Genomic DNA, 21,584 nt, shown 5'->3' on the forward strand with positions numbered 1-21,584 from the left:
GAAGCTGAGGTTTTAACCGATCATAATGAGCTAATTTGATCGACCAGAATTGAATGTATCGTCACTGGTCGTGATGCTGCGTTGAAACAGATTGAGGCGCTGATTCGTCAGCTTGATGACATTTCCCGACTCACTTCCGGGATTGGTGGCGACGTCGCTAATCATTGGGCGATGCGGCAGGGCCATTCTTTCGACTACTGGCTGGTGCAACCTGTTGATAAAGCGATACCAGTCATCACCCGCAATATCGACTGCAGTATCTGGCGCGATCTGATGAATAAATCAGGTATGCTGAGCCTGATGGATGCTCATGCCCGTGACGAATGGCACAAAAGCCTGGAGAAAGACGATATCCCCACGATCTCTGAAGACAATATCCTTAGTACTTTCCGGCAACTGCACCAGAGTAAAAATGAGGTATTTGAACGGGGGGGTTATCAACGTCTTCAAAAATCTGAGCTGGAATTACAAAAGCAACAACCCGTGCAAGTTTGGAAAAAAGATCATCATTAATAGTCTGGTGAAGTACGATAAATGGGGCTACAGCCTGAGCTGGGGCTGGCAGCGCGATCGATTAGCTGACCTGGAGCGCGTACTGATGCTCCTGAATGGAAAGCCTATCCCCGACAACCGCGCCGATGTTACCTGCCGTCTAGGCGATTATATTCATGAGAACAGCACCAGCTATGAAGATGAGATGTTTTCTATTAAGTACTTTCAGAAGGAACAGCGCATATCACATTTAAGCGGGCAGAGCTGGTTGATAAGCTGAATGACATCATCGCCCGCCACTACCCTGGCACGCTGGCATCCAGACAGTAGTCAGGATGGTTTACCTGTCTGCACATAAGTGGAATTTCATGACAAGTTAAGGGGATAAACAAACGCCTTGCTAGTCTCTACCACTTATGGTCAAAATAATACTGGCGTACCTGGTGCTTTTCTTCTGGTGGTTTGTTACTCGATCCTTGTGACGCACCAGGTGCGTCGCCAGACAAAAGACCACCATAAAGCATCAACACATCATCCTCAGATGAACATCCCCTTGCCGTCCTCGATTCGGGTTTCGAATTCGTACCAAGAGGGATAGAGGGTACAAATGAGGGTACAAATTTAATCACATCAAAAATTTTACTTATAAATCATCAAAATAAAACAAAAGATCGATTCCGAGTCCGGCACCACTATTCAGAGAACCCAGCCTATGGCTGGGTTTTTGCTTTTCTACGACCGGACACTCCATCAAACGGCGTTCGATGATTCGCCGCACGGCGGCTCACCCCTTCGGGGGCAGCGCGACAAGCGCAGTTCAACGCCTGCGGCGTTAGTCCGAGTCCGGGCACCACTATTTAAAGAACCCGCCTAAAAGCAGCCTAATCGCGGAATAAGCAGACGTTGGTATCCGGGGTGAGTTGAGTGCGTCGAACAATTAAGCTTCATTAAAACTATTTTTTGCGGAGCTCTTTCGAGCTCCGCGGATTAGGCTATTTCAACAATGACTTTACTTTGCGGGCCACACGGCGAACCAGACTCCTGCCTCTGTTTGCGCCCTGGACATGAATCGCTTCATAAAGAGCATTAAAGCGATCGTGGGCCCAGCCATCTCTTTGCTGAGAAATTAGACCATCAATCTTATTATTTAAAAGCTGTAGTTCATTACTGACAGAATGGCCGCCATTGATGCTGCGCAGTCGGCTCACTTCATTCTCCAGTTCATGAATTTTTTCGAGGTACGAAGGAATCAAGCCCATCGCATAGTTATATTTCACATTTTCATCCATAAATGGACGGAAGCTACGGTAGTTGTTTTTGCTCTTATTCCCGCTTAACAACATTCCGGAGTTTGCTACTCTATACCAAAATAGCGGCTCAGGGACGATTTGCAATTTATAGCCATGTAAGGATATTTTCGCAAAAAACTCCCAATCTTCATGACCTAAACCGTAATCTTCAGTAAAACCGCCGATGTTGTCGAAAGCTTCTTTCTTGATCAGAGCATTAGCATCGCCAAAACAGTTACTAAAGCTGGCGATATTTAAATCAGGGCCTAACGGGAGCCAGCAGTGCGTCATTTTACGGAATGGCGAAGGGAACTCCTCACCAAAAATGAGATCGCTTGGGGTGGTCAACACATCGGCTCCGGAGTTTAATGCTGCCGTGACAAATGTCTCAACCTCAAAAGGTTTAGCGACATTATCATCATCCATAAACATCAGATATTCACCGGAGGCGTGTCGAGCGGCCAAATTTCGTGCCGCGCCCAGGTAGTTATTAGAACTGCGGATAATTTTCCAGCCTCGAGCGTTAAAGTCGTTCTCGATAAGGTTCAAATAACGATGAGATTCTTCTTTTGTGCTTCCATCATCAACTAAGATAACTTCAATATTTTGGTACGTCTGCGTTTTTATTGAGGCAAGTGCCTGCTGGAGCAAATGATGACGGTCGAAATGAGTAATACATACGCTCACTAACGGACGATTAGATTCATCAATTTTCTTGAAGACGCAGTTATCTTTTCTTTCAATGGCGGCAAACCACGCTGCCTGGATATTTTCTTGTGATTCAACCAGTCCGGGTTTGATGTTTATATTTTTTAAGCGATAGTGAATTTTACCGTATAAATCAACCGGCGTTGGGGTAAACAGAACCTCAGCATGATGCTCCTGCGGAATAAGTTCTGGAATCCCTCCAACGTTTGAGGCGAGGAAGTTAACGTTATTAATCAAGCATTCATAAACGGTATATGGGGAGTTTTCAACGAGCGATGGGATGATGACTAATACATTTTTTCTTTTTATATATTCGTTTGCATTGGTACGGTCATAATCGCTGATGATATTGACTGCCAGACCCAGGTTTTTGGTCTGGTTCATGATATAGGTAAATGAATCAATTTTACCCAGCGTGACGTTTTTCCCGAGGAAGGTCACACCAGAGATCGTCTCTTTATCTTCGGCAGAGAGTTTTCTTAATGCGCGCAGGAAGATATCGAGCCCTTTACGGGTTTCAAGTCGGCCGAAAAATACAAGCTCAACGCCTGAAGCGGTTTTTTCATTGGCTTTAACGACAACATCACTTCTCTTTTCAAACCCTTGAAATGGCTCGCAATTTAAAATAACGTGGCGTTCTTCAGGAACATTCCAGTGTTTACTCAACATCCAATCAATTAAATACTGAGACGGACTAACGACTTCATCAGCCATCTCAACCACCATTTTTTCCATATAATAGAGTTCAAGGTGATTCTGATCATATGGGAGCTGGTAGTTACCTTCATCAGCCCATAACGTTGAGCTATGGGTATTGACAATGAATTTGGTATTTTCAAAATCAGTGCCATTCTTTTTACTTAATAAAGCGTAATAAAGATCTGCCTGCCATTCACAAGAAATAATAGTGTCATAGACATTATTCTCTTTCAGCCAGAGCAAAATTGAGTAACTTTTTCTTCTAAAATAGGGGGCATCGATATTAATCTCTTTTACCAGACCGGTACTCAGCAAATTAATACCAAAGGTGCTATAAATACGTGACCAATCGCTAAAAGTTGATGCAGATGACTCTGAATAGTCACCACATGTATACAATACATCGACATCATACCCCTTTTTTGCCAAAGTAGTGGCAAGGGCAGTGAAAGCAGTACCAATGCCGCCGTTACGGACAGGCCCCTCTATGTCCGGCGTCATTATAAGAACTTTCTTCATTGTGATCTTTCCTTAGTAACCTAGACTTTTCTATAATAATGAGTGAGTTGAAGTAATATTAAGATAGCAATCAATAGCTTCTGTTAAACAGGATAAAAAATGACCAGTGCAGAGTTAAAATTTGATTTATTTCTAAAATCCTATCATCCATCTCATCGATTTGTCTATAAGGCAAACCCCGGTAACGCGGGCGATGGCGTGATTGCATCTGCAACGTACGATTTTTTCGAACGAAATGCGCTTACCTATGTTCCTTACAGAGCCGATGAGCGTTACAGCGCTGATACTGATATTTTAATTTTTGGTGGCGGAGGAAACCTCATAGAAGGGTTATATGCTGAAGGCCGCGATTTCATCCAAAATAATATTCATAAATTTCACAAAACGATCATTATGCCTTCGACAATCAGAGGGTATAGCGATTTATTCACTAATAATATCGATAAATTAGTAGTGTTTTGCCGTGAAAATACCACTTTCGATTATATAAAATCTCTCAGCTATGAGCCAAATAAGAACGTATTCATTGCTGATGACATGGCATTTTATCTCGATCTTAGTAAATACCTGTCTCTTAAACCGGCCTATAAACAACAGGCAAACTGTTTCAGAACAGACTCAGAGTCTCTAACAGGAGAACATAAAGAAAACAATCATGATATTTCGCTCACGTGGAATGGCGACTATTGGGATAATGAATTTCTGGCACGAAACTCTACCCGTTGCATGATCAACTTCCTTGAAGAGTATAAAGTTGTAAATACCGATAGACTGCATGTAGCAATTTTAGCATCCCTGCTGGGAAAAGAAGTCAATTTCTACCCTAACTCATACTACAAAAATGAAGCCGTTTATAATTACTCGCTGTTAAATCATTACCCAAAAACGTGCTTTATTACTACCAGCTAAAAAATGCAGCGTATATTAATACGCTGCTAAAAATTCACATCACCTTTACAGCATTATCAATTATTGCCTGCCAGCCTTCACGCGAGTATTCATTTGCCCGGCTATAGTCGGCGAATTTATCGATCGCGCCAATAAAAAGATTATCATTCACTTTCTTGATTTCTCCTACAGCTGAACTTTCCACGTTACTTTTCACGTAAAGTATTTTACTGTTACCGTGCTTCTTAAACTCTTTTGCTAAAGCAAATACTATATCATCAAGATTATTGCCATTGCTTTTTACGACAAAAATTTTATTTTCATCAGCAAGGCTGTTATTAAATTTATTTATCAAGTAATGAATCTTATCCATTTCCCTGGAATAGATAAGATCATTTTCCTGTTTGGTATAACGCCAGACCCAGCCATCATCTTTATTATCGCTATACATTTCAGTATGAAAACAAATATCATACTATTGATCAAGAATTATATCCTGTCAGGATGCTGTGAGATTTTCATAGATAATATATCCTTTCAGGCCGGGGCGGATAAAGCCACCCGGCGGAAATCCAGGCACGGTAGCTAAACGCGCCTCAGCCAAACATCTTCCTTCCTAGCTGGCGCCCCGCCTCCAGATGCGCTTCCGCCGTTTGCAGGTCCGGCAACAGCAGCATCTGCGAACTGGCGACCGTAGCCCCGCAGTAATCAAAAATGCCGTGGACAATTTGCGCATTAAAAGCATCGGTAAACCCGTGCTTGTCATACGTTTGTTGACTGGCTGCGCCTAATGCCACCAGATGTACCCGCAGGCGTCCCAGCTTCTTCACTACGTTGCCGTCGGCGGTCTCCTCATAGGCCCAGCCGTTTGAAAACACCCGGTCAATCCAGCCTTTCAGCAGCCCCGGCATCGACCACCAGTAAATGGGAAACACCAGCACCAGCGCGTCGGCGTTATCGATTCTGGCCTGTTCAGCGATCGCATCGGACGGCGTAGCGCCGGTTTGCCGAAAGGCGGCAATATCCGGTTCGGCAAAAACCGGGCTAAAGCCTTCCCGGGTTAAATCGGCAATTTCAGCGCTGTGATGCGAGCCGGATTCGGCAACCCCCTGCGCAATCGCCGCCGCAACGCTGTGAGTCAGAGAAGTATTAAGAGGATGAGAAACCACGATTAATGCATGCATGACGGATACCCCAGTTGCTATACAACGATATTGGACGTAGTCTTATATACTAACAGTAACCTACCAATAGTAAGTTACCTTTGGTATATAAGCATGTCAACGGGAGAATGCTTCTATGTCTGAACCACTCGTACGGCAGCGTTTAACGCGAGAAGAGCGGCGCAAACAGCTGATTGATGTTGCCTGGCAGATTATTCGGCAAGAAGGGACCGATGCCCTGACGCTGGGCTACCTGGCGACGCAGGCGGGAGTCACTAAACCGGTGGTTTACGATCATTTTGACAGCCGTTCGGGACTTTTCGCGACGCTATACACGGAATACGACCAGCGCCAGACGGCGCGAATGGATGAAATACTGCGCAATACCGAACCGAATGTGGATAAACTGGCCGCGGCGATCGCCAACGCCTATATCGAGTGCGTGCTGCTTCAAGGGCGCGAGATGCCGAGCGTCATGGCCGCGCTCGCCGGGACGCCCGAGCTGGAGAAGATCAAACAAGAGTGCATCGCCACTTTTACCGGGAAATGCCGGGACTATTTTGCGCCGCTTTGCGAAAGTGACAACCTCAGCGAAGCGGCCATTCTCGCCATGCTCGGGTCCGCCGACGGTCTATCGGCCGCGGTCGTGAACGGCGTTATCACGGAGCAGCAGGCTAAAGATGAGCTCTTTCAGGTGATTATGTCGATGCTGCAGCGCTGCTGCCATCGCTAAGCCGCGCCCGCCGCCCGGCGGACGCGTTGATGATTATCAGCCGCCCGCTTTCTTGATCGCCGCATCCAGCGAGGCTTTATCCGCCAGCCCCGGGAACACGGTGATCGTCGCTTCCGTGGCGCCGGTGGTCGGCATCACGATAACTCCAGGCGTCCCGCTCAGGCCAATTTCCTGCGCCAGCTGATTGATGCTTTCCAGCGCCGGTTCAACGTCCGCCGCTTTCCCGGCATCGAAATTCACTTTCTTCGCCTGCTGCTGGATGTCGGCGGCCGTCAGCTTGCCTTCGTTATGCCCGGTGGAATAGATCCCGTTATGGTAGGTCAGATAAGCCTCAGCGCCCTTCTGCTGATAAATCTGCAGGCCGGTTTTCGCTGCTGCAAGCGAGGTTTCCCAGCGGCTGCCAAAAATTGGCCACTCTTTAAAGGCAAAGCGGGTCTGCGGGTTCTCTTTGATCACCTGTTCCATTACCGGCGCCAGACGGCTGCAGTAAACGCATTGATAATCAAAGAATTCAATGACCGTAACTTTGCCCTCTTTCGGGCCGTAGGTTGGCGTATTTTTATCCTGGGTCAGCGCGGCCGCGTTCTTCAGTACCGCCTGGGTCGCGGCGCTGGCCTGCTGCTGTTGCTGAATTTGCTGCAGCTTCTGGCTGGCCTGCAGCAGCACTTCCGGATGCGCAACTAAATAATCCGCGGCGATTTTGCCAATACGGGCCTCTTGTTCAGGCGTAAAGGTCGGTGCGTCAGCAGCGGTCGCCATAACCGGAAACAGGGAGGCGCCAATAAAGGCAAATGTGAGTAAATTCTTGTGGCCGGGCATGTGGTTAGTCCTTGCGATAGGTGAACGGCAGATGTGTTTCTACGAACAAAATATCATCCTTTACCTGCGAATCATTGCCGGACGAGGCAATGATTGGTAACTATATTTTTCAATAACTCGCTGCGTTCGGGTTCTCGGACAGGTGGTCAAGGCGCCCGAACGAGAGTACCCTTCGCCCCTGCGTTTTCCTGTAGGGTCTTTTTTGGTGGTTCGATGAGTTGGCTATGAATGAGTTTTTCAGTCAGTGGGACGTGGCGGTTATTCTGCTGCAAATTATCGCTATCGATCTGTTACTGGGCGGCGACAACGCGGTGGTGATCGCGATGGCCTGCCGTAAGCTGCCGCCGCAGCAGCGTACCAAAGCCATTATTATCGGTACCTTCGGCGCGATTGCGGCACGCGTGCTGCTGCTGGCCGTCGCCATCTATTTACTCTCACTACCGTGGCTTAAAGTGGTCGGCGCGCTGATGCTACTGTGGATTGGCATCAAGCTGGTGACTAATCAGGAAGAAGAAAGCGAGGTCAGCAGTTCCAGCAGCCTGTGGCGTACCGCGGTCACCATTACCGTTGCCGACGTCATTATGTCGCTGGATAACGTACTGGCGGTTGCCGCCGCCGGGAAAGGCCATCTGCTGCTGGTCGCGCTGGGCGTATTAATCAGCATTCCGATTATCGTCCTCGGCAGCAAACTGGTGCTGGCAATCCTCAACCGTTTCCCGTCCGTGGTGATGCTGGGCGGTGCGCTCATCGGCTGGATAGCCGGTTCAATGATGGTGACCGATGTGACCATCGTTCATCTCTTCCCCAACGCGCCCGCCGCTCTCCCACTGATGGGCGGAACCATTGGCGCAGCCCTGGTGCTGCTCGAAGGGCTGCGCAGAAACCGCAGGCGCTCCACCGAATAGGGATATTATCGATCGGCCGCCGTCAATCCCGACGGCGTCAAGTTTGCGCCACTTTTCCGCCCCATCCGCCCTCATTTGCCCTAAGCTTAATAAAGACACCTGATCCAGGGATCTGTAACCGTCATATTGCGCATAAATGAGATAACGCCATGGAATTAAAGGATTATTATGCCATTCTAGGGGTTCAGCCAACGGACGATCTGAAAACCATTAAGACCGCCTATCGCCGTCTGGCACGTAAATATCACCCCGATGTCAGCAAAGAAAACGATGCCGAAGCCAAATTCAAAGATCTCGCCGAAGCCTGGGAAGTGCTTAAAGATGACCAGCGCCGCGCCGAATACGACCAGCTCTGGCAGCACCGCAACGATCCGCAGTTTGGCCGGCAGCAGCAGCATTCCCGCGAGCAGAGCTATAGCCAGCAGGACTTCGACGACATCTTCTCCACCATGTTTGGCCAGCAGGCGCACCATAGCCGCCGCCAGCACGGCGTCCGCGGTCATGACTTAGAGATAGAAGTCGCGGTGTTCCTTGAAGAAACCCTGGCGGAGCAGACGCGCACCATCAGCTATAAGCTGCCGGTTTATAACGTCTTTGGCATGGTCGAAAGCGAAACGCCGAAAACCCTGAACGTGAAAATTCCCGCGGGCGTCGTCGACGGCCAGCGCATCCGTCTGAAAGGCCAGGGTACTCCCGGTGAAAATGGCGGCCCCAACGGCGATCTGTGGCTGGTGATCCATATCGCCCCGCATCCGCTGTTTGATGTCGTCGGCCATAACCTTGAAATCGTCCTGCCGCTGGCGCCGTGGGAAGCCGCATTGGGCGCTAAAGTTACCATCCCGACGCTGAAAGAGAGCATCCTGCTAACCATTCCGCCGGGCAGCCAGGCCGGTCAGCGGCTGCGCGTGAAAGGCAAAGGGCTGACCAGCAAAACCACCACCGGCGACCTGTATGCGGTGATTAAAATCGTCATGCCGCCAAAACCAGATGAGAAGAGCCGCGCGCTCTGGCAGCAGCTGGCGGATGCGCAATCCAGCTTCGAGCCGCGTAAGACATGGGGGAAAGCCTGATGGCTAAGATAACAGTGACGTTCACGATTACCGAGTTTTGTCTCCACACCGGCCTTTCCGAAGAGGAGCTTAACGAGATTGTCGGCCTCGGCATGATTGAGCCGCGCCAGCCGCAGCGGGAAAACTGGCTGTTTGACGATAGCGCGGTGACCATCGTGCACCGCGCCGTACGCCTGCGCAAAGAGCTGGAGCTGGACTGGCCGGGTATCGCTGTCGCCTTAACGCTGCTGGACGAGAACGCGCGCCTGAGCCGCGAAAATCAAATCCTGCAGCAGCGGCTGGCGCGCTTTCTGACGCATAGCTAAGCCCTCGCCGCGGCATCGCCCGGTCCTTACCGGGCCTGGGCGGTCCGCGAATAACCTCAGCAGGGCATAAAAAATGCCGCCGGGGGAAGCCCGCGGCGGCATGAGTTACCAGCAAAACGATTTAGTCGTTGATGCGCGGATGCTGCTGCACCAGGCGAGAACGTTTTTCCTGCAGGTCGGCGATTTCCTGATCGATATCTTCGATTTTATGCTCGATATTATCGTAGTGCTCGCCGAGAATTTCTTTCGCTTCCTGAATATCCGAAGCCGCTGGCGTCGCCCCTTTCAGTGGACGATTGGCGGTCTCTTTCATCGACAGGCCGGTAATCAGGCCAATAACCGCAATCACCATCAGATAGTAAGCCGGCATCATCAGGTTCTGCGTGCTCTCTACCAGCCACGCCGCCAGGGTTGGCGTCAGACCGGCAATCAGCACCGAGATGTTAAAGGCGCTGGCCAGAGCGCTAAAGCGGATGTGGGTCGGGAACATCGCCGGCAGCGACGAGGCCATCACCCCGATAAAGCAGTTCAGCACTACCGCCAGCACCAGCAGACCGGCGAAAATCAGGCCGAGAACGTTACTGTTAATCATGATAAAGGCCGGAATCGACAGCGCGAACAGCGCCACGCTACCAATCAGAATAAACGGGCGACGGCCAAAACGGTCGCTGAGCATACCGATAACCGGCTGAACGAACAGCATCCCGACCATGATGGCGATGATGATCAGCACCCCGTGATCTTCTGAATAGTGCAGGTTATGCGACAGGTAGCTCGGCATATAGGTCAACAACATGTAGTAGGTCACGTTGGTGGAAATCACCAGACCGATACAGGTCAGCAGGCTACGCCAGTGTTTGGTCGCAATCTCTTTGAAGGAGACTTTCGGTCCTTCCTGCAGGCCTTCGCGATCGCCCTGCTCCATTTTATCAACGTGCTGCTGGAACGCCGGCGTCTCTTCCAGCGCATGACGCAGATAAAGACCAATAATCCCTAACGGCAGCGCCAGGAAGAACGGAATACGCCAGCCCCAGCTGAGGAAGTTCTCTTCACCCACCACGCTGGAAATCAGTACCACCACGCCCGCGCCCATTACAAAACCGGCTATTGAACCGAAGTCCAGCCAGCTGCCCATAAAGCCGCGTTTACGGTCAGGCGAGTATTCCGCCACAAAGATCGATGCGCCGGTATATTCTCCGCCCACCGAAAAACCCTGCGCCATTTTACATAGCAGCAGCAGTATTGGCGCCCAGATGCCAATCGTGGCATACGACGGAATAAGACCGATACAGAATGTACTTATCGACATGATGACAATGGTTATCGCCAGAATCTTTTGTCGACCGTATTTATCGCCCAGCATCCCGAAGAACAGGCCGCCTAATGGACGAATTAAGAAGGGAACCGAGAAGGTACCGAGCGCGGCGATCATCTGCACGCTGGGGTTGGCATCGGGGAAAAAGACTTTACCCAGGGCATACGCAACAAAACCATAAACCCCAAAATCGAACCATTCCATCGCGTTACCCAGCGACGCTGCGGTAATCGCTTTCTTCAGTTTGCTATCATCAATGATGGTCACATCCCGAAGCGTGATGGGTTTTACTTTTTTCCTTTTAAGCATAATTTTCCTCTTTTGCTCTCGCCTTGAGCGCACGAATCTCCGCCGAATGACAAGGTCATTCGCGTCATGCGTTGGGAGCGGCGAATTGCTGTGCTCCACATTTCAAGCGTAGCAGGTTTGCCTGCACTGTCTGCTGACAGTCCGTACAACCGAACCTGTTGACGCCTGCTCTGGCCATAATCAAATAAGCGGTGCCGCTAATAAGTGTAGTGAATTTGCGTTCTCGCCTTTTTACCCTAACAGCGTTTAAATTTGGGATCAACTTCACAAAAAATTACCTACCCTTAAACAGAGTCATCTCAAACCAATAAGTTCAATGAATATTGGAACTTAGCGATACATTTCCGGAAATAACTGGCGGTTTTTAAGGAAATAACCCCGCCTATCCCCACAATATATATTCTCTTTCTCCGCTGGGAAGTGTCATAAAAAAGGCCCGACAAAAGTGCGGGATTGCGCTATAATCAGCATCACTTTCGGCTATCAGCCGCCATTTAAAGGACCAACGTCCTGTTTTACCCAGTAATCGCGAGGAACGTCATGCAACTGCCCCACTGCCCAAAATGCCATTCTGAATACACTTATGAAGACAACGGCATGTTTGTTTGCCCGGAATGCGCCCACGAATGGAACAATGCCGAGCCTGTGGACGATAACGACGCGCTGATTGTCAAAGACGCCAACGGCAATTTACTGGCCGACGGCGATAGCGTCACCGTAGTAAAAGATCTGAAGGTTAAAGGCAGCTCTTCGATGCTAAAAATTGGTACTAAAGTTAAAAATATCCGCCTGGTGGAAGGCGATCATAATATTGACTGTAAAATTGATGGTTTTGGCCCAATGAAGCTAAAATCCGAATTTGTTAAAAAGAACTGATTTTATTCCCCCGACGCCTATCGTCGGGGGAAATATATTTTTTCCGCGCTCTGGCCAGCCTTCCCGCATTCGTACTCACTTTACCCGTCGCTGCCGCCTGGCTTAATTCCGCAATCCCCTTCTACGCTTAATGGAATATTCGTTACCTGAGGTAATGCTTATGCCCTTAAGTCCCTATATCGCTTTTAGCGGCAACTGCGCTGCCGCCATCGCTTTCTACCAGCAGGCGCTGGGCGCTGAGCTGCTCCACAAAATCACCTGGGGTGAAATGCCGCAGAATAGCCAGGACGCCGAAGATGGCTGCCCTTCCGGCCAGCACCTGGCTGCCGACGGTATCGCCCACGCCAGCCTGCGCATCGCGGATGGCATCCTGATGCTCAGCGACAGCCCCTCCAGCAAAATGGAGCGCTACGCCGGGTTTACCATCGTGCTCGACCCAAAAGACGTTATCGAGGGTAAACGCTGGTTTGACGGCCTCGCCGACGGCGGCCAGATAGAGATGGCCTGGCAGGAAACGTTCTGGGCGCACGGCTTCGGTAAAGTCATCGACCGCTTTGGCGTCCCGTGGATGGTCAACGTGGTGAAAGAGCCTTAACGCTTACCTTCCTCCCCTCACCCTCCGGTAGAGAGCCGGGGTGAGGGCATCCGTGCGTTCATTCCCCCTCCCCCTGTCATCCCACCGGCATTAACTCTTCATCCCCCGGTCATCATGAGTTAACCGAAATGTAACAAAAAACCGTCAGGATCGGCCCACGCTCAGAGGGAAACTCCTTCATGTCCATAGTGAGGCTCGATTGACATGTACTTATCCAGACATCCGACCAGTTACCCGACACGATATCAGGAAATTGCCGCCAAACTTGAGCAAGAGCTTCGCCACCACTACCGCTGCGGCGACTATCTTCCCGCCGAGCAGCAGCTGGCGACCCGCTTTGAAGTTAACCGCCATACCCTGCGCCGGGCCATCGATCAGCTCGTCGAACGCGGCTGGGTCCAGCGCCGCCAGGGCGTCGGCGTGCTGGTTCTGATGCGCCCGATCGATTATCCGCTCAACGCCCAGGCCCGCTTTAGCCAGAATCTTCTCGAACAGGGCAGCCATCCGACCAGCGAGAAGCTGCTGTCGGTGTTACGCCCGGCCAGCAGCCACGTTGCCGAAGCCTTTGCCATTAATGAAGGCGATAACGTCATCCACCTGCGCACCCTGCGCCGCGTTAACGGCGTCGCGCTGTGCCTGATAGACCACTACTTTACCGACCTGCGACTGTGGCCGGTTCTGCAAACCTTTACCCACGGCTCTCTCCATGACCTGCTGCGCGACCGGCTTGATATCGAACTGACCCGCGTACGCACCAAAATCAGCGCCCGCCGCGCGCAGGCCAAAGAGAGCACTATTCTCGGCATTCCCAACATGGCGCCGCTGCTGTGCGTGCGCACCCTGAATCATCGCCAGGACGAGCAGAACGCGACGGAGTACTCCGTCAGCCTGACCCGCGCCGACATGATTGAATTCACCATGGAGCACTGAATGCACTTTGATACCGCTACCCGCCAGCGCTGGATGTCCGTGCTGGCCCACAGTGAACCACAAGAACTGGCGGCGCGGATGCAGACCCTGCAGCTCGCGCCGCAGTATGAGCTGATTCGCGCCCCGGAAACCGGACTGGTTCAGCTGCAGGCGCGTATGGGCGGCATCGGCGACCGGTTCTTTGCCGGAGACGCCACCTTAACCCGCGCCGCCATTCGCCTGGCCGACGGAACGCTCGGCTATAGCTGGATTTTGGGCCGCGACCGTCCGCACGCTGAACGCTGCGCGGCTATCGATGCCCTGATGCAGTCGCCACACCATTTTCACACCCTGATGGAAACCCTGATAACCCCGCTGGAACAACAACGTAGCGCGCGCATTGAAGCCCGACGCGCCGAAGTCAACGCCAGCCGGGTCGACTTCTTTACTCTGGTTCGCGGAGATAACGCATGACACTACAACCCGCCTTTACCCTGGCTGTGCAGGACGCCCAGCACAGTTTCCGCCGCCTGCTGAAAGCGATGAGCGAGCCGGGAGTGATTGTCTCCCTGCAACAGCTTCAGCACGGCTGGCAGCCGCTGAACGTCGCCTCCACCAGCCTGCTGCTGACGCTGGTGGATCACGACACGCCGGTCTGGCTGGCTCCGGCGCTGCATAACGATCTCGTCGGCCAGAATCTGCGCTTTCATACCGGCGCGCCGCTGGTTGAGCAGCCGCAGCAGGCGATCTTCGCCGTCGCCAGCGACACCATCAGCGCCGAGCAGCTTAACGTGCTTTCCGCCGGAACCGTCGTCGCCCCGGAAACCGGCGTCACGCTGGTGGTCCAGCTTGCCAGCCTGAGCGGCGGCCGGATGCTGCGGCTGACCGGCGCGGGGATCGCCGAAGAGCGGATGATCGCCCCGCAGCTGCCGGAATGCATTATTGAAGAATTGACCGAGCGCCCGCATCCGTTCCCGCTGGGCATCGATCTGATCCTCACCTGCGGCGAACGCCTGCTGGCTATCCCGCGCACCACCCATGTCGAGGTCTGCTAATGTACGTAGCCGTCAAAGGCGGCGAGAAGGCGATCGTCGCCGCTCACGCCCTACAGGAACAGAAACGCCGAGGCGATGGACGGCTTCCTGAAATCAGCGTTGACCAGATTAGCCAGCAGCTTAATCTGGCGGTGGACCGGGTGATGACCGAAGGCGGTATCGCCGACCGGGAGCTGGCGGCGCTGGCGCTGAAGCAGGCCAGCGGCGATAGCGTCGAAGCGATTTTTCTGCTGCGCGCTTACCGCACCACGCTGCAAAGGCTGGCGGTCAGCGAGCCCGTCGACACCGCCGGAATGCGCCTTGAGCGCCGTATTTCGGCGGTCTATAAAGATATTCCCGGCGGCCAGCTGCTCGGCCCAACCTACGATTACAGCCACCGCCTGCTCGATTTTACCCTGCTGGCCAACGGCGAAACGCCGCCGCTGGCGACCGATAGCGCGCCGCAGGAAGCCGCGCCGCACGTTTTTAATCTGCTGGTTCAGCAAGAACTGGCGAAAGCCGAACGAGATACCGACGCGCAGCCCGACGATATCACCCGCCATCCGCCGGTCTATCCCTGCTCGCGCTCTTCGCGCCTGCAGCAGCTGGCGCGCGGCGACGAGGGCTATCTGCTGGCGCTGGCCTACTCCACCCAGCGCGGCTACGGGCGCAACCACCCGTTTGCCGGTGAAATTCGCAGCGGCTACGTCGCGGTGGAGATCGCTCCCGAAGAGCTGGGATTCACCGTCAATATCGGTGAACTGTTGATGACCGAATGCGAAATGGTTAACGGCTTTGTCGCCCCTGAGGATGAACCGCCGCACTTTACCCGCGGCTACGGCCTGACGTTCGGCATGAGCGAGCGTAAAGCGATGGCGATGGCGCTAGTGGACCGCGCGCTCCAGGCGCCGGAGTACGGCGAAGAAGTGGCGGGCCCCGCTCAGGATGAAGAGTTTGTGCTGGCGCATGCCGATAACGTCGAGGCGGCCGGTTTCGTTTCGCACCTTAAACTTCCCCACTATGTCGATTTCCAGGCCGAACTGGCGCTGCTTAAACGCCTGCAACGGGAGAATCAACGTGGCTAACGCATTGACCGGCTACAACTTTGCTTATCTCGACGAGCAAACCAAACGCATGATCCGCCGCGCCATCCTGAAAGCGGTGGCCATCCCCGGCTACCAGGTGCCCTTCGGCGGTCGCGAGATGCCGATGCCCTACGGCTGGGGCACCGGCGGTATCCAGCTTACCGCCAGCGTCATCGGCGAAAATGACGTGCTGAAGGTGATTGACCAGGGCGCCGACGACACCACCAACGCGGTGTCGATTCGCCAGTTTTTCCAACGCGTCACCGGCGTCGCGACCACCGAGCGCACCGAAGACGCGACGCTGATCCAGACCCGCCACCGGATCCCGGAAACGCCGCTGACTGAAGATCAGATCCTGATCTTCCAGGTGCCGATCCCGGAGCCGCTGCGTTTTATCGAGCCGCGCGAGACCGAAACCCGCACCATGCACGCGCTGGAGGAGTACGGCGTGATGCAGGTGAAGCTGTACGAAGATATCGCCCGCTTCGGCCATATCGCCACCACCTACGCCTATCCGGTGAAGGTCAACGGCCGCTACGTAATGGACCCGTCGCCGATTCCGAAATTCGATAACCCGAAGATGCATATGATGCCCGCCCTCCAGCTGTTCGGCGCCGGACGTGAAAAACGCATCTACGCGGTGCCGCCGTACACCCCGGTAGAAAGCCTCGATTTCGACGATCATCCGTTTACCGTTCAGGAGTGGGATGAACCCTGCGCCATCTGCGGTTCGCGCCATAGCTATCTTGATGAAGTGGTGCTCGACGACAGCGGCAAACGGATGTTTGTTTGTTCCGATACCGATTATTGCCGCCAGCAGAGCGAGGAGCAGAAAAAATGAGTCATCCGTTACTGGCGGTCAATAATCTGACCCACCTCTACGCGCCGGGCAAAGGCTTCAGCGACGTCTCGTTTGAACTGTGGCCGGGAGAGGTGCTGGGTATCGTCGGCGAGTCCGGCTCCGGGAAAACCACCCTTCTACAGGCGATTTCCGCCCGCCTGACGCCGCAGCAGGGCGACGTGCGCTATCAGAACCGTTCGCTGTACGCGATGAGCGAAGCGGATCGCCGCCGCCTGCTGCGCACCGAATGGGGCGTGGTGCACCAGCATCCGATGGACGGACTGCGCCGCCAGGTGTCGGCGGGGGGGAATATCGGCGAGCGCCTGATGGCGACCGGCGCGCGGCACTACGGTGATATTCGCGCCACCGCCGAGCAGTGGTTGCAGGAGGTGGAGATCCCGCCTTCGCGCATTGACGACCTGCCCACCACCTTTTCCGGCGGTATGCAGCAGCGTCTACAAATCGCCCGCAATCTGGTGACCCAGCCGAAGCTGGTGTTTATGGATGAACCCACCGGCGGGCTGGACGTGTCGGTGCAGGCGCGCCTGCTCGATCTGCTGCGCGGCCTGGTGGTGGAGCTAAACCTGGCGGTGGTGATTGTGACCCACGACCTCGGCGTCGCCCGCCTTCTGGCTAACCGTCTGCTGGTGATGAAACAAGGACAGGTGGTGGAAAGCGGCTTAACCGACCGGGTGCTCGACGATCCCCATCACCCCTACACCCAGCTGCTGGTGTCGTCGGTGTTGCAGAACTGAACATAGGTCCACTCCCCCGTGGCGCTGCGCTGACCGGGCTACGGGTGCCGGGCCGTCTGCGGGCCGGTAGCCCGGACAGGCGCAATGCGCCGCCTCCGGGAATCCCCGGTCGCGCTTCGTGAGTTAATGCATCAGGTAGCCCGGATAAGGCGTTTACGCCGCGATCCGGGGAAATTCAGGCACGATGAGGCTAAAAATGAACGCCATCCGCGTTGAAAACATCCATAAAACCTTTGTTCTGCACCAGCAGCACGGCGTCCGTCTGCCGGTCCTCGCCGACGCCTCGCTGACCGTGAATGCCGGTGAATGCGTGGTGCTGCACGGCCACTCCGGCAGCGGCAAATCGACCCTGCTGCGCTCGCTGTACGCCAACTATCTTCCCGATAGCGGCCACATTCATATTCGCCACGGCGACGAATGGGTCGACCTGGTTACCGCCACGCCGCGCAAAGTGCTGGAAGTGCGCAAAACTACCATCGGCTGGGTCAGCCAGTTTCTGCGGGTGATCCCGCGTATCTCCGCCCTCGACGTGGTGATGCAACCGCTGCTCGAACTGGGTGCCTCGCGCGAAGAGAGCGCCGCGAAAGCCGCCCGCCTGCTAACGCGCCTGAACGTCCCCGAACGCCTGTGGCACCTCGCCCCCTCAACCTTTTCCGGCGGCGAACAGCAGCGGGTCAACATTGCCCGCGGCTTCGCGGTCGACTACCCGATTTTGCTTCTCGACGAACCCACCGCCTCGCTGGACGCTAACAACAGCGCCGCGGTGGTGGCGTTGATTCACGAAGCCAAAGCCCGCGGCGCGGCGATCGTCGGTATTTTCCACGACGAGGCCACGCGCCACCAGGTCGCCGACCGCCTGCACCCGATGGGGATTTCAGCATGATTATTAATAACGTAAAGCTGGTCCTCGAAGACGAGGTGGTTAACGGTTCGCTGGAAGTTCACGACGGCAGAATCTCAGCCTTTGCCGAAAACCAGAGCCGGCTGGCGGAGGCGGTTGACGGCGAAGGCGGCTGGCTGCTGCCGGGGCTTATCGAGCTGCATACCGACAACCTGGACAAGTTTTTCACCCCGCGACCCAAGGTGGACTGGCCCGCCCACTCGGCGATGAGCAGCCACGACGCGCTGATGGTCGCCAGCGGCATCACCACCGTGCTCGATGCCGTGGCTATTGGCGATGTGCGCGACGGCGGCGACCGTCTGGAAAACCTGGAAAAAATGATCAACGCCGTCGAAGAGACGCAAAAGCGCGGCCTCAACCGCGCCGAACACCGACTGCATCTGCGCTGCGAACTGCCGCATCACACCACCCTGCCGCTGTTTGAGAAGCTGGTAGGCCGCGAGCCGGTGAGCATGGTCTCTCTGATGGATCACTCCCCCGGCCAGCGCCAGTACGCCGACCTCAGCAAATATCGCGACTACTATCAGGGCAAATACCATCTGACCAACGAACAGATGGACAACTTCGAACAGGAGCAGATGGCGCTGGCGGCAGCCTGGTCGCAGCCCAACCGGCAGCGCATCGCCGCTATCTGCCGCGAGCGCAATATCGCGCTGGCCAGCCACGATGACGCCACCTGCGAACATGTGCTCGAATCACGCCAACTTGGCAGCACCATCGCCGAATTTCCCACCACCCTTGCTGCCGCGGAGGCGTCGCGCCGGCACGGCATGAACGTTCTGATGGGCGCGCCGAATATCGTGCGCGGCGGTTCCCACTCGGGCAACGTCGCCGCTCACCAGCTGGCGGCCAGCGGCCTACTGGATATTCTCTCCTCCGACTATTATCCCGCCAGCCTGCTGGATGCCGCTTTCCGCATCGCCGACGACGGGGGCAACGCCTTTACCCTCGCGCAGGCCATTCGCCTGGTAAGCAAAAACCCGGCGCAGGCGCTGGGGCTGCATGACCGCGGGGTGATTGCCGAAGGTAAACGGGCGGATCTGGTGCTGGCGCACCGTCGCGGCGAGCATATCCATATTGATCGCGTCTGGCGGCAAGGCAAGAGGGTCTTCTGATGACAGGAAAACTGATTTGGCTGGTCGGTCCGTCCGGCTCCGGTAAAGACAGCCTGCTGGCGGCGCTGCGCCAGCGGGAGCATCCCCAGCTGCTGGTGGCGCACCGCTACATTACCCGCCCGCACAACGCGGGTTGTGAAAACCATATCGCCCTCAGCGAACATGAGTTTTTTACCCGCGCCGAGCAGCATCTGTTTGCCCTTAGCTGGCACGCTAACAATAATTACTACGGCATCGGCATCGAGATTGACCTGTGGCTGCACGCCGGGTTTGACGTGGTCGCTAATGGCTCCCGCGCCCACCTCGCGCAGGCGCAGGCGCGCTATGCCGACGCCCTGCTGCCCATCTGTTTGCAGGTCTCGCCGGAGGTGCTGCGACAGCGCCTGGAGCAGCGTGGAAGGGAGAACGAGACGGAAATCGCCCAGCGGCTGGAACGCGCGGCGCGCTATACGCCGAGCGCGTGTCTGACCCTGAATAACGATGGCCGTCTGAGCCAGTCGGTGGATGCGCTGGTCTCGCTGATTCGCGTTCACGGCAATCGACACGAGCAGCAAATTGCCTGAGACGAGGAGAAAACATGAGCCTGACGATCCGCTTGACCGGCACCGGCGGCGCGCAGCTGGTGCCGGTTTTCGGCTGCGACTGCCGCGCCTGCCGCCGCGCCCGCGCCGACGACGCGCATCGCCGTCGCCCCTGTAGCGCGGCGGTGAAGTTCAACAACGCGGTGACGCTGCTCGATGCCGGGCTGCCGGATCTGCTGGAGCGGTGGCCCGCCGGCAGCTTTCAGCAGTTTCTGCTCACCCATTATCATATGGATCACGTGCAGGGCCTGTTCCCCCTGCGCTGGGGAATGGGCGAACCTATTGCGGTTTACGGCCCGCCCGATGAACAGGGCTGCGATGACCTGTTCAGGCATCCGGGCCTGCTTGATTTCAGCCATACCGTTGAGCCGTTCGTGATGTTTGAACTTCAGGGATTGCGCGTTACGCCGCTGCCGCTGAACCACTCAAAGCTCACTTTCGGCTACCTGCTGGAATCGGCCCATAGCCGGGTCGCCTGGCTGTCCGACACCGCCGCCCTGCCGGAAAAAACCCTCAAGTTCCTGCTTAACAACCGACCGCAGCTTATCATCATCGACTGTAGTCACGAGCCGCGCCCGCAGCCGCCGCGCAACCACTGCGATCTCAACACCGTGCGGGCCATTAACCAGGTGATTGGCTGCCCGCGGGTGATCCTTACCCATATCAGCCACCAGTTCGATGCGTGGATGATGGAAAATTCTCTGCCTGCGGGATTTGAAGCGGGATTTGACGGTATGGAGATTGTGCTGGATTAACCGGGCGCGACGAAGGCCGCGGGTCGCGCCGCATCAATAATCATCATCCAGCCTGCGCTGGTCGCTTTCCAGCTGACGGCGGTCCCGGTCCAGCTGGCGCTGACGCTCATCAAGTTCGCGGCGACGATCTTCCAGCTGTCGCCGTTGATCGTCATACTGCCGCTGGCGATCGGCGTTTTGCTGACGGCTGCCCTGATAGCGTCCATCATCATAATCATCGTCATCGGAACGGCTGCCGTTGGGTTGATAAGCGTCATTAATGGCCTGCTGAATATTGCCGATCGCGTCGTCAATAATATCGGCGTGCGCCAGCTGGCTGGCGAAGGAAAGAGCGCAGAAAAGCAAAGCAGTAGAGTAACGTTTCATAAAGCCAGTCTCATCAGGGGGCTGGCTCTACGTTAATCAAGGGCTATCGCGGCGAGTAGCGGAGGAATCTCAAATCCGCTGCTGTTCAATCGCGCCGATGGCGTCTACCCGGCCCTGATGGCGTCCGCCCTCGAATTCGGCGCTCAGCCAGGCATCAACGATCATTTTCGCCAGTTCAAGGCCGATCACCCTGGCGCCAAAGGCCAGAACGTTGGTGTCATTATGCTGGCGTGAAAGCTGCGCGGAGTAAGGCTCGCTGCACACCACCGCGCGAATGCCCGGGTGCTTATTGGCGGCGATGGAGATGCCGACGCCGGTGCCGCAGATCAGAATCCCGCCGTCAACTTCGCCGGCGGCAACCGCCTGCGCGACGGCGCTGGCATAGCGCGGATAATCGGTGCGTTCCGTTGACCATGCGCCTTTATCCACCACCTCCATTCCGCGCTGACGCAGATGCAACACAATATCGTCTTTCAGAATAAACCCGACATGATCGCAGCCAATTGCAATCCTTTTCATACCTAGCCTCGCCTGTTATTCACTTTACGGAAATGCTT

Annotated in this window: 24 protein-coding genes and 1 pseudogene; 18 read left to right on the forward strand and 7 right to left on the reverse strand. The window is 54.8% G+C overall.

The window, feature by feature from the left end; translation table 11 throughout:
• Positions 1 to 48 precede the first annotated feature (48 nt).
• A pseudogene (locus GUC22_RS24970) lies at positions 49 to 822 on the forward strand (DUF4942 domain-containing protein).
• A gap of 662 nt (positions 823 to 1,484) precedes the next feature.
• Here the strand turns inward: GUC22_RS24970 and GUC22_RS24980 are convergent.
• A complete protein-coding gene (locus GUC22_RS24980; RefSeq protein ID WP_024360229.1) occupies positions 1,485 to 3,707 on the reverse strand; it encodes a glycosyltransferase in 2,223 nt (740 codons plus the stop codon).
• Positions 3,708 to 3,806: 99 nt separating this feature from the next.
• Here GUC22_RS24980 and GUC22_RS24985 point away from each other — a divergent pair, with 99 nt between their 5' ends.
• Complete coding sequence (locus GUC22_RS24985) at positions 3,807 to 4,616, forward strand: polysaccharide pyruvyl transferase family protein (protein ID WP_004137416.1); 810 nt, start codon at positions 3,807 to 3,809, stop codon at positions 4,614 to 4,616.
• A gap of 34 nt (positions 4,617 to 4,650) precedes the next feature.
• Here the strand turns inward: GUC22_RS24985 and GUC22_RS24990 are convergent, their stop codons facing one another.
• Together GUC22_RS24990 and GUC22_RS24995 are read right to left on the reverse strand one after the other, a co-directional pair.
• Positions 4,651 to 5,046, reverse strand: a complete 396-nt coding sequence (locus GUC22_RS24990) for a hypothetical protein (RefSeq protein WP_160183844.1) — start codon at positions 5,044 to 5,046, stop codon at positions 4,651 to 4,653.
• Between the two features lie 145 nt (positions 5,047 to 5,191).
• Entirely contained in the window at positions 5,192 to 5,779 is a 588-nt protein-coding gene (locus tag GUC22_RS24995) for an NAD(P)H-dependent oxidoreductase (RefSeq protein ID WP_004137419.1), read from the reverse strand.
• A gap of 115 nt (positions 5,780 to 5,894) precedes the next feature.
• Between GUC22_RS24995 and GUC22_RS25000 the strand changes: the two genes are divergently transcribed.
• The gene (locus GUC22_RS25000; protein ID WP_024360225.1) at positions 5,895 to 6,491 is read left to right on the forward strand and encodes a TetR/AcrR family transcriptional regulator; all 597 of its coding nucleotides are present in this window, start codon (positions 5,895 to 5,897) and stop codon (positions 6,489 to 6,491) included.
• Positions 6,492 to 6,527: 36 nt separating this feature from the next.
• Here the strand turns inward: GUC22_RS25000 and GUC22_RS25005 are convergent, their stop codons facing one another.
• Entirely contained in the window at positions 6,528 to 7,310 is a 783-nt protein-coding gene (locus GUC22_RS25005; RefSeq protein ID WP_004137423.1) for a DsbA family protein, read from the reverse strand.
• Between the two features lie 224 nt (positions 7,311 to 7,534).
• Here GUC22_RS25005 and GUC22_RS25010 point away from each other — a divergent pair, with 224 nt between their 5' ends.
• From GUC22_RS25010 to cbpM, 3 genes are all read left to right on the forward strand, one after another.
• The gene (locus tag GUC22_RS25010; RefSeq protein ID WP_024360224.1) at positions 7,535 to 8,215 is read left to right on the forward strand and encodes a TerC family protein; all 681 of its coding nucleotides are present in this window, start codon (positions 7,535 to 7,537) and stop codon (positions 8,213 to 8,215) included.
• A gap of 149 nt (positions 8,216 to 8,364) precedes the next feature.
• The gene (cbpA, locus tag GUC22_RS25015) at positions 8,365 to 9,285 is read left to right on the forward strand and encodes a curved DNA-binding protein (protein ID WP_049087484.1); all 921 of its coding nucleotides are present in this window, start codon (positions 8,365 to 8,367) and stop codon (positions 9,283 to 9,285) included.
• A complete protein-coding gene (gene cbpM, locus GUC22_RS25020; protein WP_004097873.1) occupies positions 9,285 to 9,590 on the forward strand; it encodes a chaperone modulator CbpM in 306 nt (101 codons plus the stop codon). Before cbpA ends, cbpM begins: the two co-directional genes overlap by 1 nt.
• Positions 9,591 to 9,711: 121 nt before the next feature.
• Here cbpM and proP read toward each other — a convergent pair whose 3' ends face one another.
• Positions 9,712 to 11,214 carry a glycine betaine/L-proline transporter ProP gene (gene proP / locus GUC22_RS25025; RefSeq protein WP_024360222.1) on the reverse strand — a complete coding sequence of 501 codons (1,503 nt, stop codon included), beginning with the start codon at positions 11,212 to 11,214 and terminating at the stop codon, positions 9,712 to 9,714.
• 540 nt (positions 11,215 to 11,754) lie between these two features.
• Between proP and GUC22_RS25030 the strand changes: the two genes are divergently transcribed.
• From GUC22_RS25030 to phnP, 12 genes are all read left to right on the forward strand, one after another.
• Positions 11,755 to 12,090: a zinc ribbon domain-containing protein YjdM gene (locus tag GUC22_RS25030; protein ID WP_004137429.1), complete on the forward strand. Its 336-nt coding sequence runs from the start codon at positions 11,755 to 11,757 to the stop codon at positions 12,088 to 12,090.
• Positions 12,091 to 12,250: 160 nt separating this feature from the next.
• On the forward strand, positions 12,251 to 12,685 hold the full coding sequence (gene yjdN / locus GUC22_RS25035) for a VOC family metalloprotein YjdN (RefSeq protein WP_004137437.1): 435 nt from the start codon (positions 12,251 to 12,253) through the stop codon (positions 12,683 to 12,685).
• Positions 12,686 to 12,889: 204 nt separating this feature from the next.
• Positions 12,890 to 13,615, forward strand: coding sequence for a phosphonate metabolism transcriptional regulator PhnF (gene phnF, locus GUC22_RS25040; protein WP_004137439.1), 726 nt, complete (start codon positions 12,890 to 12,892; stop codon positions 13,613 to 13,615).
• On the forward strand, positions 13,616 to 14,068 hold the full coding sequence (gene phnG / locus GUC22_RS25045) for a phosphonate C-P lyase system protein PhnG (RefSeq protein ID WP_064342079.1): 453 nt from the start codon (positions 13,616 to 13,618) through the stop codon (positions 14,066 to 14,068). It abuts the gene before it with no gap.
• Positions 14,065 to 14,649, forward strand: a complete 585-nt coding sequence (phnH, locus tag GUC22_RS25050) for a phosphonate C-P lyase system protein PhnH (protein WP_024360221.1) — start codon at positions 14,065 to 14,067, stop codon at positions 14,647 to 14,649. Before phnG ends, phnH begins: the two co-directional genes overlap by 4 nt.
• Positions 14,649 to 15,713, forward strand: coding sequence for a carbon-phosphorus lyase complex subunit PhnI (locus tag GUC22_RS25055; protein WP_004137451.1), 1,065 nt, complete (start codon positions 14,649 to 14,651; stop codon positions 15,711 to 15,713). Before phnH ends, GUC22_RS25055 begins: the two co-directional genes overlap by 1 nt.
• Positions 15,706 to 16,554, forward strand: coding sequence for an alpha-D-ribose 1-methylphosphonate 5-phosphate C-P-lyase PhnJ (locus GUC22_RS25060; protein WP_004137461.1), 849 nt, complete (start codon positions 15,706 to 15,708; stop codon positions 16,552 to 16,554). The genes GUC22_RS25055 and GUC22_RS25060 overlap by 8 nt, the downstream gene beginning before the upstream one ends.
• On the forward strand, positions 16,551 to 17,309 hold the full coding sequence (gene phnK, locus GUC22_RS25065; protein ID WP_024360220.1) for a phosphonate C-P lyase system protein PhnK: 759 nt from the start codon (positions 16,551 to 16,553) through the stop codon (positions 17,307 to 17,309). The genes GUC22_RS25060 and phnK overlap by 4 nt, the downstream gene beginning before the upstream one ends.
• A 196-nt stretch (positions 17,310 to 17,505) precedes the next feature.
• Positions 17,506 to 18,192: a phosphonate C-P lyase system protein PhnL gene (phnL, locus tag GUC22_RS25070; protein ID WP_029669936.1), complete on the forward strand. Its 687-nt coding sequence runs from the start codon at positions 17,506 to 17,508 to the stop codon at positions 18,190 to 18,192.
• Positions 18,189 to 19,325, forward strand: coding sequence for an alpha-D-ribose 1-methylphosphonate 5-triphosphate diphosphatase (gene phnM, locus GUC22_RS25075; protein ID WP_024360218.1), 1,137 nt, complete (start codon positions 18,189 to 18,191; stop codon positions 19,323 to 19,325). Before phnL ends, phnM begins: the two co-directional genes overlap by 4 nt.
• Positions 19,325 to 19,888: a ribose 1,5-bisphosphokinase gene (gene phnN, locus GUC22_RS25080; RefSeq protein ID WP_024360217.1), complete on the forward strand. Its 564-nt coding sequence runs from the start codon at positions 19,325 to 19,327 to the stop codon at positions 19,886 to 19,888. Before phnM ends, phnN begins: the two co-directional genes overlap by 1 nt.
• 14 nt (positions 19,889 to 19,902) lie before the next feature.
• The gene (gene phnP, locus GUC22_RS25085; RefSeq protein WP_160183845.1) at positions 19,903 to 20,661 is read left to right on the forward strand and encodes a phosphonate metabolism protein PhnP; all 759 of its coding nucleotides are present in this window, start codon (positions 19,903 to 19,905) and stop codon (positions 20,659 to 20,661) included.
• A gap of 33 nt (positions 20,662 to 20,694) precedes the next feature.
• Here phnP and yjdP read toward each other — a convergent pair whose 3' ends face one another.
• Positions 20,695 to 21,027 carry a DDRRRQL repeat protein YjdP gene (yjdP, locus tag GUC22_RS25090; RefSeq protein ID WP_004137472.1) on the reverse strand — a complete coding sequence of 111 codons (333 nt, stop codon included), beginning with the start codon at positions 21,025 to 21,027 and terminating at the stop codon, positions 20,695 to 20,697.
• A 69-nt stretch (positions 21,028 to 21,096) separates the two neighbouring features.
• Positions 21,097 to 21,546 (reverse strand): bifunctional allose-6-phosphate isomerase/ribose-5-phosphate isomerase RpiB, encoded by a 450-nt coding sequence (gene rpiB, locus GUC22_RS25095; protein ID WP_004137473.1) that lies wholly within the window; start codon positions 21,544 to 21,546, stop codon positions 21,097 to 21,099.
• Positions 21,547 to 21,584 lie beyond the last annotated feature (38 nt).

This window comes from Klebsiella sp. MPUS7, from assembly GCF_009905335.1.
In the GTDB taxonomy this organism is placed as follows: Bacteria; Pseudomonadota; Gammaproteobacteria; order Enterobacterales; family Enterobacteriaceae; genus Klebsiella; species Klebsiella grimontii.